11 protein-coding genes are annotated in these 14,800 nt (G+C 42.4%); 10 read left to right on the forward strand and 1 reads right to left on the reverse strand.

Annotated elements, in window-relative coordinates:
* Positions 1–288: 288 nt before the first annotated feature.
* Both MHB37_RS16500 and MHB37_RS16505 read left to right on the forward strand, forming a co-directional pair.
* Positions 289–972 carry a MarR family winged helix-turn-helix transcriptional regulator gene (locus MHB37_RS16500; protein WP_076130492.1) on the forward strand — a complete coding sequence of 228 codons (684 nt, stop codon included), beginning with the start codon at positions 289–291 and terminating at the stop codon, positions 970–972.
* 234 nt (positions 973–1,206) lie between these two features.
* Positions 1,207–2,559: an MATE family efflux transporter gene (locus tag MHB37_RS16505; RefSeq protein ID WP_340918861.1), complete on the forward strand. Its 1,353-nt coding sequence runs from the start codon at positions 1,207–1,209 to the stop codon at positions 2,557–2,559.
* A 129-nt stretch (positions 2,560–2,688) separates the two neighbouring features.
* On the opposite strand, the gene MHB37_RS16510 is transcribed toward MHB37_RS16505, so the two are convergent.
* Positions 2,689–3,666, reverse strand: coding sequence for a biotin--[acetyl-CoA-carboxylase] ligase (locus tag MHB37_RS16510; protein WP_340393557.1), 978 nt, complete (start codon positions 3,664–3,666; stop codon positions 2,689–2,691).
* Positions 3,667–3,912: 246 nt separating this feature from the next.
* Here MHB37_RS16510 and MHB37_RS16515 point away from each other — a divergent pair, with 246 nt between their 5' ends.
* From MHB37_RS16515 to treP, 8 genes are all read left to right on the forward strand, one after another.
* Entirely contained in the window at positions 3,913–4,464 is a 552-nt protein-coding gene (locus tag MHB37_RS16515; protein ID WP_076277335.1) for a biotin transporter BioY, read from the forward strand.
* A 119-nt stretch (positions 4,465–4,583) separates the two neighbouring features.
* Positions 4,584–6,017 carry a helix-turn-helix domain-containing protein gene (locus MHB37_RS16520; RefSeq protein ID WP_340918869.1) on the forward strand — a complete coding sequence of 478 codons (1,434 nt, stop codon included), beginning with the start codon at positions 4,584–4,586 and terminating at the stop codon, positions 6,015–6,017.
* A 161-nt stretch (positions 6,018–6,178) separates the two neighbouring features.
* Complete coding sequence (gene deoD / locus MHB37_RS16525) at positions 6,179–6,886, forward strand: purine-nucleoside phosphorylase (RefSeq protein ID WP_076130497.1); 708 nt, start codon at positions 6,179–6,181, stop codon at positions 6,884–6,886.
* Positions 6,887–6,933: 47 nt separating this feature from the next.
* On the forward strand, positions 6,934–8,238 hold the full coding sequence (locus MHB37_RS16530; RefSeq protein ID WP_076302118.1) for a purine/pyrimidine permease: 1,305 nt from the start codon (positions 6,934–6,936) through the stop codon (positions 8,236–8,238).
* A gap of 15 nt (positions 8,239–8,253) precedes the next feature.
* Positions 8,254–9,435, forward strand: coding sequence for a NupC/NupG family nucleoside CNT transporter (locus tag MHB37_RS16535; RefSeq protein ID WP_036677141.1), 1,182 nt, complete (start codon positions 8,254–8,256; stop codon positions 9,433–9,435).
* 20 nt (positions 9,436–9,455) lie between these two features.
* Positions 9,456–10,643, forward strand: coding sequence for a phosphopentomutase (deoB, locus tag MHB37_RS16540; protein ID WP_076278532.1), 1,188 nt, complete (start codon positions 9,456–9,458; stop codon positions 10,641–10,643).
* A 386-nt stretch (positions 10,644–11,029) separates the two neighbouring features.
* On the forward strand, positions 11,030–12,733 hold the full coding sequence (treC, locus tag MHB37_RS16545; RefSeq protein WP_405168261.1) for an alpha,alpha-phosphotrehalase: 1,704 nt from the start codon (positions 11,030–11,032) through the stop codon (positions 12,731–12,733).
* A 50-nt stretch (positions 12,734–12,783) separates the two neighbouring features.
* On the forward strand, positions 12,784–14,754 hold the full coding sequence (treP, locus tag MHB37_RS16550; protein WP_076306578.1) for a PTS system trehalose-specific EIIBC component: 1,971 nt from the start codon (positions 12,784–12,786) through the stop codon (positions 14,752–14,754).
* Positions 14,755–14,800 lie beyond the last annotated feature (46 nt).

Consider the following 14,800-nt stretch of genomic DNA (forward strand, 5'->3'; position numbering starts at 1 on the left):
GGCACATCGAATAGGCGAGCAAACCGCTCTGAAGTGGTTTGAAGGATTGCTTGCAGATATAAAAAATGAAAACTAATCACAATATAATTTTAAAATAACCCGCGCAATGCGCGGGTTTTGTATTTGTTTGCAAGCTTATAAGCCACGTCCATAAACAGTCAAACAACATATTAACGGTACCTGTAAAAAAACATTTTGACATATCTAACAGGTACCGTTATAATACAAATCAACAGGTACCGTTATAAAGTTAAACAGGTACCGTAAAAACTTAATGGAGGATTCATTATGGACATGAATACTGAATTGTACGAAAAACTCGCGAAACTGCAATGGCTGTTGCAAAGGCAACACTTGAAGTCTCATGCCGCGGTTGGTCCTATGGCCGACGCATCACGTGGGCAAGGGAGGATATTAGCGTTTCTTCGGATGAAAGACGGTATCAGCACCAAAGACTTATCCTATATGTTGGACATCCGTGTATCATCCCTCAATGAATTGCTTGGTAAACTGGAGAAAGCAGAATACATCACCCGTAAACCCTCAGAAACAGACAAACGTATCATGTTGATTTACCTAACGCAAAAAGGACAAGAGGAAGAGAAACAAGAGATAGACAGCGGCAACATATTTTCTCGCTTATCGCCAGAAGAGCAGATAGCTTTCGGGGATTACCTAACTCGCGTCATTACAGCTTTGGAGGAAGAACTTGGATCGGACGGAGAACGTGATTTGATGGCTATGTGGATGGAAGCTGCCAAGGCGCGTATGGGAACAGAGGAATTTGAAAAAATGATGGCTATGCGCGGACAAATGCACAGAATGTGGGGAAATTCTAGGGACGAACGCTTTAGCGGAAGGTTCCCTGGATTTGGCGGAGAAGGGCGTGGTGACATGCGCGGATTCGGCTGGCCTTCCAGCGATGACAGTAATTCGTCACCTGACAAGTCACATGGCCCAGACGATAAGTAATTAAAGTCTTTTAGCAAACAGTAGCTGAGGCGCTGCCTTTCCACCAGAGAAAGATGAACGGCAAAGGCAGCGTAATGTGAAACTGAAGAATAGTCAAATTTCGTACGCCAAATCTGAAAACTCGTCGTTAGGGTACAGGTTTGCTTGTTGCTGCGTCACGGATCATATTGGACCGATAGTTAGAATTCTAAGTAATTTCAAAAAACAAAATAAAGAAAGATAGTGGTGAACCTTATGGATGCAGAAAACCTCCATTACTTTGAAAAAGCACCTGTCGCAAAAGCCGTAGCTCACTTCGCAGTACCGATGATGCTAGGCATGTCGATGAGTGTCATATACTCCATTTTGAATGCCTATTTCCTTGGTACACTGGGCAATACTGCGATGTTAACCGCACTCGCACTAACTTTACCGTTATTCGCCGCCATTATGGCGCTAGGTAACTTGATTGGTATCGGTAGCAGTGCATTCATCTCCCGTTTGCTGGGAGAGAAAAAATATGATGATGTAAAGCATGTGTCTTCATTCGCCTTTTACAGCAGTTTAGCTCTCGGTCTTATTTTGATGGCTGCCGGCATCCCGTTGATCGATTCAATCGTTCATGGCTTGGGAGCGACGCCTGACTCCTTCGGGTTCACGAAGGACTATGTCACGATTATGCTTATTGGTTCACCTTTCGTCGTTCTATTCTTCACGCTGGAGAATATCGTGCGCTCGGAGGGGGCAGCGATCACTTCGATGATCGGCATGCTTCTCAGTGTTGTTGTGAATATTATTCTCGATGCGCTAGTCATTTTCGTCTTCCATTGGGACGTGATCGGGGTTGCATCTGCTACAGTCATTTCTAACTTGGTTGCAAGTGCATTCTACGCCTTCCACATGGGATATAAGAGCCAATTCCTAACCATCTCTGTAAAATGGTTCAAAGCTTCCAAAGACATTCTCAGCAATGTATTTAAAATTGGAGTACCCGTTTTTGTTATGAGTCTCTTCATGGGTGCAATGTCACTTATCTTTAACCGTTTTCTGGTCGAATATGGGGAGCAGGCCATTGCGGCCTTCGGAATTTCATCACGATTATTACAATTTCCAGAGGTTATTCTGATGGGCTTATGTGAGGGAGTCGTGCCGCTGATTGCCTTCTCTTTTACAGCCAATAAATTACGCATGAAGCATACCATTACATTCACAATCAAAGTGACTGTGGCATTAGCAGCCGTGTTCGGCATTATTGTATATCTGATTTCCGACCACTTAATCGGTTTATTTACGAATGACCCGCAATTAATTGAACTGGGCAGCTATATTCTTCATGTAACGTTCTTATCCCTGTTCATTTCAGGAACGACCGCGTTGTTTACGGGGATCTTCCAAGCGACAGCACAAGGAACCGCCGCCTTTATTATGTCAATTATTCAAGGTGTTACTCTGATTCCAGTATTGCATATCGCTAATCGAATGAACGGTTTCCACGGAGTAGTCTGGTCGCTCGTCATTTCAGATGCTGTTGCGTTCCTTGTGGGTGCCATCATGCTGTATGTTCTGCGGAACAAATTGCAGCCTGATTTAGATACTTTAGTACAGTAGAATCCTAAGCTTTAAGTTGATATTTTAAGTTCATCTAAAAAAACCTTGGATCAGCAAGGTTTTTTTGGCTCGTATGATGAAGCAGCCTGCCATGAGGCAGCACTAGCTGCTTTGGAGGAGAAGCTCCAGTTAAATTTTAATGCTGACTTCTCCACTTGAAAGATATTCCTCGTCACCATTCTCATATCTGACTTTCAGATGGCAATCGTCATCGATATCAATGGCTGTTGCTTTACGTTGTTCATTATCCTTTATCACGGTCACAGGTTCGCCAAGTGAAATTAACCTTTTTTTGTATTCGGAAAGAAACAATCTGTCCGTTAAATGCTCATAATATCTCATGAAATGGTTTAGTACTTCTGCAACGAGACGGTTGCGGAGATCACCATAAGGATTGTTTTCGGAAATTACAGTTGTCGCAATCTCGGTAAGATCATTGGGAAAGCCTTCGGAAGGGAGGGCTACATTGATACCGATGCCGAGAACAGCATAATCAAGCCAGCCGTTTTCCAGTGACACGGATGCTTCGGTAAGGATCCCGCATACTTTTTTACCTTCCATAAAAACGTCATTTACCCATTTAATCTGCGTTTCTTTACCGGATACGCTCTCGATAGAAAGGGCTACAGCTACAGCGGCGCAAGTGGTCAATAAAGCTGAGTCTGTTGCGGACAGCTTGGGACGCAGCAGGATGCTCATATAGATACCCGTTCCAGGTGGAGAAAAAAATTTCCGGCCCATTCGCCCGCGACCAGCTGTTTGTTCTTCCGAAAGAATCACTTTACCTTCAGCTTCTCCATTTGAGGCAAGGTTTTTTACGGCTTCATTCGTGGAAGATATGGTCTTAAAGACTTCAACACGTAACTTTTGCCCCTGAGTATCCAGGTACTTTGAAATTGCACTGGTTGATAAGATATCCGTTTGTGGTGACATGGAATATCCTTTATTGGTTACAGCTTGTATGGAATAACCGTCTGTCTGTAAAGATTTTATGGCTTTCCAGACCGCGCTGCGCGTCACGGATAACTGAACGGCTATTTCCTCGCCGGAAAAATATTCACCCTTATTACTGTCGAGCAAGGCAAGAATATGTTCTTTTACTGTCATGAACTTAAACCTCCAAAAGTATAACTCTCCGACCAAAACCCATTGAATAGATTAACATCCAACGATTGCGACTGATACTCTAATTCTATATAACAATAGGAAAAACTCAAGCATGGTATTTCATTCTATTGTAAACCATATATTAATTTATGGTTTACAATAAAGAATATCTCCATTATAATTCAGCTTACTGGACGTATTTACTAACCAGAATACAATCATTGATATCCAATGGAGGTCATTTTTTTGAAGACAAAAGAACTTATTTATGCTGCATTATTCGCAGCACTTATCGCGGTGTTGGGGATGATACCGCCCATCCCCCTCGGCTTCATCCCCGTTCCGATCACTGCCCAGACGCTTGGCGTCATGTTGGCTGGATGTTTTCTGGGGAAACGGATGGGCGCCCTCAGTCTCATTATTTTCATCATACTAGTAGCGATTGGGCTGCCTGTACTGACTGGCGGTCGCGGTGGAATCGCGGTGTTAGTTGGACCTTCTGCAGGATACATATTTAGTTTTCCAATCGCGGCCGGCCTTATTGGCTGGTATTCCGAAAAAATCTGGCCGAAGGTTCGAACTTGGAAGCTGGTAGCTATCAACATAATCTTCGGTGTATTACTAGTGAGTCTGATTGGTGCCCCTGTCATGGCATTGATAACCAATACTTCGATCTGGGCTGGTCTTGTCGGAGCGTTGGCCTTTCTTCCGGGAGACATCATCAAAGCCGTTATTGCAGCCGTCATTACGATGCAGTTGAAAGCAATAAGCCCTATAGAAGAAAAAACACAAATATAATGTGATGTGAAACTCGGGTAAATAAAACCCGGGTTTTTTTATTAAAAAATAATAGGGTTATGGTTGCGAATTTGTTTATACTATAAAAATTAAAACGAAATTGAAGTGGGTGTAGAAAAATGGATAAGGGATTTAATTTAGCTAGTCAACTATTAACGCTGCTTGATACAGAACATAGATGGTTTACCTTAGCGGAAATAGAAAAAAGTTTAGGGATCTCTGATAAGACCATCCGGAAGATGGTGGAGGAAATCAGCAAGCAATTACCATCTACTGTAACCATTGAGGTTTCTAGAGGAAAGGGAATAGTTCTTCAACGTGATGGGCGAAGTACGATTAGTGAAGTGATTTCTTCTATGTTCAGACAAACCATCTTTTATCGGCTAATGGATTTTTTGTTTACGAATGTGGGTCGACTGTCTGTGGAGGAGCTCTCCGAAGCCATGTTTATGAGTACCTCATCTTTAAAGAAATTGATTGTGCAATTAAATAATGATGATCTAAAAGCTTATAAGCTACGCATTAGTTTTTCTACCCCCATGATCAAAGGGAATGAAATGAATATTCGATATTTTTATTGGAAGTTATATTGTGATGCGTATGAGTTTACAGGCTGGCCCTTTGCGAATGTTGATTTTGCTTATATTAATCAGTTAATCACAAATATAGAAAATGAGAATAACATTGTATATTTTATCAATTCCAAAAGGAGATTATCGTTTTTGTTGGCCATTGTTATAGAAAGAGTGGCTAAAGGAAAATGTGTGAAAATCGACGGAAATGCTTACCCTTGGGAAAAGGGGATGTTTTATTTCCCAGTGAAAACTATTGCAAAACGTCTTGAGGACAAGCTGTCCCTTGAATTTCCAAACAGTGAAATATTCTTTATGCAATCCATGGTTAGTCTCAGCCAATATCATTATTATGAAGGGTCAGAGATCACTCCGATGAAAGAAGTCGAATTACACAAGGATAAAGAAGAATATCAAATGGGGAATCTGCTTCTAATGTTATTAGCAAAGGTATACCCGAACTTAGATATGCAAGAACGGTTTATTTTGGAGATTTACGGGTTCTTTGACAAGCTATTAATCGAAAATGCCATTCCTGAATGGATGATGATTTCAACAAGTCATTTAACAACATATGTTCAAAAGGAATGCCAGCAGATTTATCAAGAATTGCAAACCTGTATGCAAACGTGGAATAAAACTTACCCTTCCGTTTTGTTTAATCATTTTCATTTAACAAAGCTAACCTTAATTGTCCGCTCGAGTTTACGTTATAAAAGTAAGAGGGCCTTTTTAGTGATCGGGGAAGAATTTTCAATTCGTCATTACATAGCAGATTTGATAAAGAAGGAGATTGGGGATCAGTTGATCCTTAATACTTCCATAATGAAAGGCTTGACCGACGAGATCATGCAGCAAAATAATATCGATCTTGTCATTAGTAATATCCCGGTTGGATTAACGACAGTGCCTGTTGTTATTATTTCCACGATCCCCTCTAAAAGAGATTTAGACAACATTCGTAAAGAACTGCTTTTATAATTTGACCAATTATTTTCCGTAAGCTCCGTAAGTTTTTGGTCTAGTTTGTAATGTTAAAAAACCTTATGCTCAATCTAGTTTCGAAACTGATTTTACTTGAAGGCAAGTGGAAAGCGATTTCGGTAAACCTCAGTTTACTATTAAAAGTTGGAGGAAGAACTATGAGTAGGCATTTAGGTGCAAATAAGGGAGAAATAGCAGAGCTCGTTTTGCTCCCAGGAGATCCCTTACGTGCAAAGTTTGTGGCAGAACACTTTTTAGAGGAGGCTTATTGTTATAACGAAGTAAGAGGGATGTATGGATACACTGGATTATACAAGGGTGTGCCTGTGTCGGTTCAGGGGACAGGGATGGGAAATCCATCGATGAGTATCTATGCAACAGAATTGATCGTCGATTATGAAGTTAAGAAATTGATTCGCATTGGTACATGTGGCGCGATGCAGGAAGATATCAATATCCGCGATATTATATTAGCCCAAGCAGTATCTTCAGACAGTAATATGACGGAAAAGATCTTTCATGGCTGTAATTTTGCACCAACGGCAGATTTCTCATTGCTAATGAAAGCATATCAACAAGCACAAGCTAAAAATGCAAAGGTGTTTGTTGGTAACATCTATAATTCTGATGAATTCTATCGTGAAAATTTAGATCGGCTTCATAAGTTCATGGATTTCGGTGTATTAGCTGTAGAAATGGAAAGTACCGCCCTATACACTTTAGCCGCTAAATATGGTGTAAAAGCGTTATCGATTTTGACCGTCGGCAGTCAATTGTTAAGACAGGAGCACCTAACTCATAAAGAAAGTGAACAATCCTTTTATGAAATGGTCGAAGTAGCTCTTAACACAGTCGTTGAAGGCTGATTTATTGATAAGAGTGCAGTGTTGTTAGAAAAGAGAGTGAGAAAGAAATGAAGGTAATACTGTCAGGATTGCAGTGGATGATTTTTATGATCGCTGGTGCAATTGCTGCACCCATTGCTATCGCAGATTTATATAACTTAACACCCATAGAGACTTCTGGACTCATTCAGAGCACCATGATTACTTTAGCAATAGCTGGATTTTTACAAGGCCTGATGGGTCATAAATTCCCTATTCATGAAGGTCCGGCAGGGTTATGGTGGAGCATTTTTACCATTTACGCGAGTTTAGTGGGGGGACTCTATTCCTCTAACAACGGCGCTTTACAGGCTTTAAGTGGAGCGATGATCATTAGCGGAGTGTTGTTTATCCTAATTTCAGCATTTAAGCTAATGGATAAAATCGCTCGTCTTTTTACTCCAACCATCACCTTTATTTATTTACTTTTATTGATCTTTCAATTAAGCGGATCTTTTATGAAAGGGATGATGGGGATTACCATAGCCCACACCATGTTAGATGTTAAAGTATTCATCCTTAGTGTGATCGTGGTCTGCATTACCTTTTGGTTAGGCAACAGCCGCTTTGTATTACTAAGCCAGTTTTCAATAATTCTCAGTATAGTGATAGGCTGCCTATTATTTATAATCTGCGGTAGTATGCCGGCGGTTTCTCGTGCGGATACTCTATTTAAGCTGCCGGAAATATTCCCATTTGGAACACCCCGATTCGATGCCGGGACAATTACTACTGCATTTTTACTAACCCTATTATTAATAACCAATGCAGTGGCATCCATCCGTTTGATGGAGACCGTTATGAAACCAAAGCAAGGGGATCATCGTCGTTATTTGCGCGCCGGGTTTACTTCTGGAATTACGCATCTTATTAGTGGTGGTTTAGGAGCGGTCGGCTCAGTCCCTATTTCGGGAGCGGCGGGATATGTTGAGCAAACAGGGATGAGGGAGCGCAAATCATTTTTAATAGGCTGCAGCTTAGTGATCTCAATATCCTTGTTTCCGCCTATGATGAATTTCATATCTGCCATTCCAGCTCCCATAGGCTATTCTGTTACCTTCGTCATTTTTGTGAAGATGGTCGGACTAGCGCTAAAGGAATTGAAAAAGGTTATTCATGAAGAGCGAACATTTATTGTCAGTGGGCTTTCCCTTTTAGTGGGTGTAGGTTTAATGTTTATTCCTGCATCAGCTACGGCCCATTTATCTCCGATCGTGATAGCCATTTTAAATAATGGATTAATATGCGGAAGCCTGTTAGCGATTATTTTGGAACAAGGGTTAATGTGGAAAGATGCATTTCGATATGAGGATTCCAAGAAAATTAACCGATAATTTGGAGGGCTAAAAATGCATTATCTAATTTCTATTGCTGGTCTGGTTATTGTTCTATTACTGGCATGGCTAGGAAGTAACAATAAGAAAAAGATTAAATATCGTCCAATCATTGTAATGATTGCTATTCAGATAGGTTTGGGATTAATTATCCTAAAAACGAGCATTGGAGAATTTTTGATTAAAGGGTTTGCTGATAGTTTTGCAAAATTACTTGGATACGCCAATGAAGGTACTGACTTTGTGTTTGGCGGCATTGCAAATGAAGGGGCGCATACATTTTTCCTTTATGTTTTGATGCCCATTGTTTTTATGTCAGCATTGATAGGGATTTTGCAACATTACAAAATACTGCCATTCATTATAAAGTATATTGGTTTGGTGCTAAGTAAAATAAATGGCATGGGTAAATTGGAATCTTATAATGCAGTTGCAGCCGCAATTGTCGGACAAAATGAAGTATTTATTTCGGTGAAAAACCAGCTTGGACTATTGCCAAAACATCGCTTGTATACATTATGTGCGTCTGCAATGTCTACGGTATCCATGTCAATCGTTGGTTCCTATATGACGATGCTAGAACCTCGGTATGTAGTAGCTGCATTGATATTAAACCTATTTGGCGGATTTATCATTTCATCCATCATTAATCCGTATGAAGTTACACCTGAAGAAGATATTGTTGAAGTTCAGGTAGAAGAAAAACAAACGTTTTTTGAAATGCTGGGCGAATATATTATGGATGGCTTTAAAGTAGCCATAGTAGTTGGGGTAATGTTAGTTGGTTTTGTAGGAATCATTGCTTTAATTAACGGAGTCTTCAGTGGCATATTCGGAATCTCGTTCCAAGGAGTGTTAGGCTACGTCTTTGCACCCATCGCCTTTCTTATCGGTGTGCCATGGCATGAAGCTGTTGAGGCCGGTAGTATTATGGCGACAAAGCTTGTTGCGAATGAATTCGTTGCTATGCTTGACTTTGTTAAGATTCAAGAAGGTTTAAGTGGCCGTACTACAGCCATTGTCTCCGTTTTTCTAATCTCATTTGCTAACTTTGGGTCGATTGGTACCATTGTGGGTGCAGTGAAGGGATTGAATGAAAAGCAAGGGAATATCGTCGCACGATTTGGATTAAAGCTGTTATTTGGCGCCACACTTGTAAGCGTTTTATCAGCTTTGATTATCGGTATCATATTCTAGTTGTAGCAAGGAGTATTAACATGAAACAAACACCCCGGTTTAAGCGGATTTTCGTCATCGTTATGGATTCTGTAGGCATTGGTGAAGCTCCAGATGCTGAAAAGTTTGGGGATGCAGGATCACATACATTACGGCATATTGCAGAAAAAATGAATGGGCTACATGTTCCTGCGTTATCCAAGCTAGGGTTAAGTCATATTGACTCAATACCCGGAGTTCCCAAAGTGGAGCGCCCTTTAGCTTATTGGACCAAAATGCAGGAAGCTTCTAATGGAAAGGATACGATGACAGGTCACTGGGAAATCATGGGCCTACGAATTGATGTTCCTTTCAAAGTGTTTTCTGAAGGGTTTCCTTATGAATTAATTAATGAATTAGAAGAAAGAACAGGACGAAAGGTGATTGGGAATAAACCCGCTAGTGGTACAGCTATTCTCGATGAGCTTGGACAAGAGCATATGAACACAGGCGCACTCATTGTCTATACTTCAGCAGATTCCGTGATTCAGATTGCGGCTCATGAAGAGGTTATTCCTTTGGAAGAACTGTATCAAATCTGCGAGATTGCCAGAGAGATTACTTTACGTGAGGAGTACATGCTAGGCAGAGTGATTGCTAGACCCTTCCTCGGGCAGCCCGGAAATTTCAAAAGAACATCGAACCGTCATGATTATGCCTTGAAGCCTTATGGAAGAACCGTGATGAATGAGCTCAAGGATGCCGGGTTCGATGTACTAGCGATTGGCAAGATTTCAGATATATACGATGGGGAAGGTGTCACCAAGTCTTTCAGAACAGTGTCTAACATGGATGGCATGGATAAACTCATGGAGACCCTTCATACTGATTTTACAGGACTTAGTTTCTTGAATCTTGTCGATTTTGATGCACTTTATGGCCATCGTAGAGATCCGATCGGGTATGGGAAAGCGCTAGAAGAATTTGATGATCGATTACATGAAGTTCTAGCGGAGCTATGTGAAGATGATCTTCTTATAATTACGGCAGACCATGGGAATGATCCCATTCATGCGGGCACGGATCACACCCGTGAATATGTTCCTTTACTCCTCTACAGTAAGAGTTTCAATCGACAAGGGGAGCTGCCTATATCGAGGACTTTTTCGGATATTGGAGCAACAGTTGCTGATAACTTTGTTGTGACCATGCCCCAATTTGGTAAGAGCCTCCTACAGGAGCTTAAATAAACTATAATTTGAATAGACACTTTGAATAGAAACAGGATACCTAACTTGTATTAGTAAAAGGTATCCTGTTTGTTTTTTTGTCTACATATCTTTGTATCTAAAAAGCTGCCGAGAAAGCGGCTTTTTTTGTTATTACGGATCAAATATTAGGGTAATAATCAATTATTAAAGGGGTTAATTTTAGAGCCACCTGTCGTTAACCCTTTTTTCGATGAATCGCATTCTAATACAACGTTATAAATAATCTAGTTTCTACTCATGCCACTCCTTCGATAGTAATAGTATTGACAACCTGTATATACAGGTTTAAACTGTGTGAAGTGTTTGAACTTGTATATACAGGTTTAATGGTTGAAATAAAGGAATTCTTTTTGGAGGTGTTCAACTTGAGTCAGTCCCAGTATTCGGAATGGTGGCGCCGCTCCACGGTGTATCAGGTGTACCCGAAAAGCTTTAAGGACACTACAGGCAACGGAACAGGAGATATTAAAGGACTTATTGAGAAATTAGATTATTTGCAGAAGCTTGGAATCGATATTGTCTGGTTACAGCCGGTTTATGTTTCGCCGCAACATGATAACGGTTACGATGTAGCAGATTATGAAAATATTAACCCGGATTTCGGTACGATGGAGGATTTTGACGAGCTAATACAGGAACTGCATAGACGCGAAATGAAGCTAATGATCGATATCGTGGTTAACCATACCTCGACTGAACATGAGTGGTTCAAACAGTCCATTTCAAGCAGGAACAATCCTTTCCGTGATTACTATATCTGGAAGGACCCGGCTCCGGACGGCGGCTTACCCAACAACTGGCAGTCGAAGTTCGGGGGGCCTGCCTGGCAGTTCGACGAAGCGTCGGGACAATATTATCTTACTCTCTTCGATAAAACCCAAGCGGATCTGAACTGGGAGAATGAGAAGGTACGTAGAGCAGTGAATGATATGATGTTATTCTGGGCTAAAAAGGGTGTCGACGGCTTCCGCATGGATGTAATTAATTTAATCTCCAAAGATCAGCGCTTCCCTAACGATGACGGGAGTGTTCCACCGGGGGATGGACGTAAATTCTATACTGACGGTCCACAGGTCCATGCATACATCAAAGCAATGTATGAAGAGGTGTTTGGTCCGTTTGAGATGGTGACTGTAGGAGAGATGTCCTCAACTACACTGGAGCATTGTATCCGGTACTCAAGTCCCGAAGAGCGGGAATTTTCCATGACCTTCAATTTTCATCATTTAAAAGTCGACTATCCGAATGGACAGAAGTGGGAACTGATGCCTTATGATTTCGAGGCAATGAAACGGTTGTTTGCGCAGTGGCAGACCGGAATGCAGAAAGGCGGAGGCTGGAACGCACTATTTTTTAACAATCATGATCAACCACGTGCCCTTTCCAGATTCACTGATGATAAGGTCTACCGTGTGGAAAGCGCCAAGCTGCTCGCGACAACTCTGCATGGCCTTCAGGGAACACCTTATGTATATCAAGGGGAAGAAATCGGTATGCCGAATCCGGTATGGAAAAGTATCGATGAGTTCCGCGACATTGAGTCACTAAATATGTACCGCATTCTGTGTGAACAGGGGAAAAGCCCGGAGGTTGCCCTCAACATTCTACAGGAACGTTCGCGGGACAATTCACGTACGCCGATGCAGTGGGATGACAGCCGGAATGCCGGATTTACCACTGGTACTCCATGGTTGAAGGTAGATGAGCGGTATCCAGACATCAATGTGCAGAAGGAACTGGAAAACCCTGATTCCATCTTCCACCATTACCGCAAACTGATTGCACTACGCAAGGAGTATGGAGTATTCATAGAAGGTATTTTCAAGAGACTCGATGAAAGACATCCTGAAGTCTTCGCTTACGCCAGAACAGGAGTTGGGGAGACACTTGTTGTGGTCTCGAACTTCAGCAGTAAAGAGATCTCTTTCCGCTTTAAAGATAATCACTGGACTGAATTGTCGCCAAGTGGTAAGGACGAGCTTCTGATTGGGAATACAGCAGATGCACCATCATTAACACAAGAGCTTCAGCTTAGTCCTTATGCTTCCTACATGTGGTTAGTCCGCTAACGAGGTGTACTTGAGAAGGAGCACACATCAATTTTGTAAGGAGTGAAGATATGGCTATAGACCGCAAAAATGTTGAAGATATTGTACGGGCGGTTGGGGGCAAGGAGAATATTGAGGTTGCGACGCATTGTGTAACCCGGCTGAGATTCTCGCTGTATGACGAGAGCAAGGTGGATTCGGAAGCCCTGGACCGTAACGAACTCGTAAAAGGACAATTCTCTACGCAAGGGCAGTTCCAGATCGTTATCGGACCAGGAACTGTAGATAAAGTATACGATGAAATGATTCAGATCACTGGTGGTGCCCGCTCTTCCAAGGATGACGTGAAATCAGCGGCAGCACGGAAACAGAATCCACTGCAGCGGGCGATCAAAACACTGGCTGATATTTTTATTCCGATTCTTCCGGCCATCGTAACCGCAGGTTTGCTGCTTGGGATTAATAATATTTTGACCGGACCTGGTATCTTTTTTGATAGTAAGTCATTGGTAGATGTCTATCCTGCATGGAAAGACATTGCTGCGATTATTAACACGATTGCCAGCACAGCCTTCACCTTTTTACCAGCCCTTATCGGTTGGGCAGCTGTTACACGTTTCGGGGGCAGTCCTCTGCTCGGAATCGTGCTGGGTCTCATTCTCGTACATCCGGATCTATTAAGTGCCTACAGTTATGCAAGTGCTTCAACTGAGGGAACCGTTCCGACCTGGAATTTGTTCGGCTGGCATTTGGAGAAGATCGGTTATCAGGGGCAAGTATTGCCTGTACTGGTTTCGGCCTATATTCTGGCTAGACTGGAGAAGTTCCTCAACCGCCGGGTGCTTGATTCCATTAAACTACTGGTCGTTGCTCCAGTGACCCTGCTGGTTACAGGTTTTCTGGCCTTCACCATTATCGGACCCGTTACGTTCGCCATTGCCAATGCTATCACCTCGGGTTTGATCTATGTATTTGATCATTTTGCGCTCCTTGGTGGTTTAATCTATGGTGGATTCTATGCACTTCTGGTCATCACTGGGATGCATCATACTTTCTTGGCAGTCGATGTTCAGCTCATCGGCAGTGAGGGAGGCACCTTCCTCTGGCCGATGCTGGCGCTCTCCAATATTGCGCAAGGCGCTGCGGCACTGGCGATGATGTTCGTTGTTAGAGAACAAAAGGCAAAAGGTTTGGCGGCTACGTCTTCCGTCTCTGCATTCCTCGGCGTGACTGAACCGGCAATCTTTGGGGTGAATATCCGCTATCGCTATCCTTTCATCTTCGGGATGATCGGCTCAGCAATTGCCGGTATGCTCCTTACCGTTAACCAGGTTCGAGCTTCATCCATTGGCGTAGGGGGAATTCCCGGTTTCCTTTCGATTTTCCCGAATCAGTGGGGCGTTTTCTTTATTGGCATGGTTATTGTTCTCGTTGTGCCATTTGCCGCCACAGTATTGTACGGACGTTCTGTAGTGGGTCGTTCCGAAAAGAACACAGCTACAGAGACTTCTAGTACTACGAACGAAGCAGAGGAATTGAGCAGCCGTCATTCCGTTCAAGGGTCACAGGAATCAGTTAATACTCTGGAGCTTGTCTCCCCGCTTAGTGGAACTGCAGTATCGCTGGAACAGGTACCCGATCCTGCCTTTGCTGAAAAGCAAATGGGTGAGGGAATTGCAATCGAACCTTCTGAGGGGAAAGTATATGCTCCCTTTGATGCTACAGTAGCCCATGTGATTAAGAGCAAACATGCGCTTATACTGGAGCATGCCAGCGGTGTTCAGGTATTAATCCACGTTGGAATTAACACGGTGGCGCTTAAAGGTAGCGGTTTTACCAGCCTGAAGAATATTGGTGATAAGGTGCAAGCAGGAGAGCTTCTACTAGAATTTGATATGGAAGCTATCCGCGCAGCAGGTTACCCGGTGATTACTCCAATCATCATTCCTGCAGGTCAGGAGATGGTCGAGAAGATCGAGGAGAAGACCGGACCAGCTACGGCCAAACAAACAAGCATCTTGACTATTCATCTCAAGGGTTGATAAAGGCTATATTGGCAAAGACTTTATACTTTAGAAAGACAGCCCC

Origin of the sequence: Paenibacillus sp. FSL H3-0286, assembly GCF_045040705.1 — a bacterium.
In the GTDB taxonomy this organism is placed as follows: Bacteria; Bacillota; Bacilli; order Paenibacillales; family Paenibacillaceae; genus Paenibacillus_AQ; species Paenibacillus_AQ odorifer.

Excerpts from the sequence above, each read along its gene's own strand:
- treP (WP_076306578.1), top strand. The coding sequence starts at position 12,784 with ATGGCTATAGACCGCAAAAATGTTGAAGATATTGTACGGGCGGTTGGG.
- deoD (WP_076130497.1), top strand. The coding sequence starts at position 6,179 with ATGAGTAGGCATTTAGGTGCAAATAAGGGAGAAATAGCAGAGCTCGTT.
- MHB37_RS16510 (WP_340393557.1), bottom strand. The coding sequence starts at position 3,666 with ATGACAGTAAAAGAACATATTCTTGCCTTGCTCGACAGTAATAAGGGT.
- MHB37_RS16520 (WP_340918869.1), top strand. The coding sequence starts at position 4,584 with ATGGATAAGGGATTTAATTTAGCTAGTCAACTATTAACGCTGCTTGAT.
- MHB37_RS16535 (WP_036677141.1), top strand. The coding sequence starts at position 8,254 with ATGCATTATCTAATTTCTATTGCTGGTCTGGTTATTGTTCTATTACTG.
- deoB (WP_076278532.1), top strand. The coding sequence starts at position 9,456 with ATGAAACAAACACCCCGGTTTAAGCGGATTTTCGTCATCGTTATGGAT.
- MHB37_RS16500 (WP_076130492.1), top strand. The coding sequence starts at position 289 with ATGGACATGAATACTGAATTGTACGAAAAACTCGCGAAACTGCAATGG.
- MHB37_RS16530 (WP_076302118.1), top strand. The coding sequence starts at position 6,934 with ATGAAGGTAATACTGTCAGGATTGCAGTGGATGATTTTTATGATCGCT.
- MHB37_RS16505 (WP_340918861.1), top strand. The coding sequence starts at position 1,207 with ATGGATGCAGAAAACCTCCATTACTTTGAAAAAGCACCTGTCGCAAAA.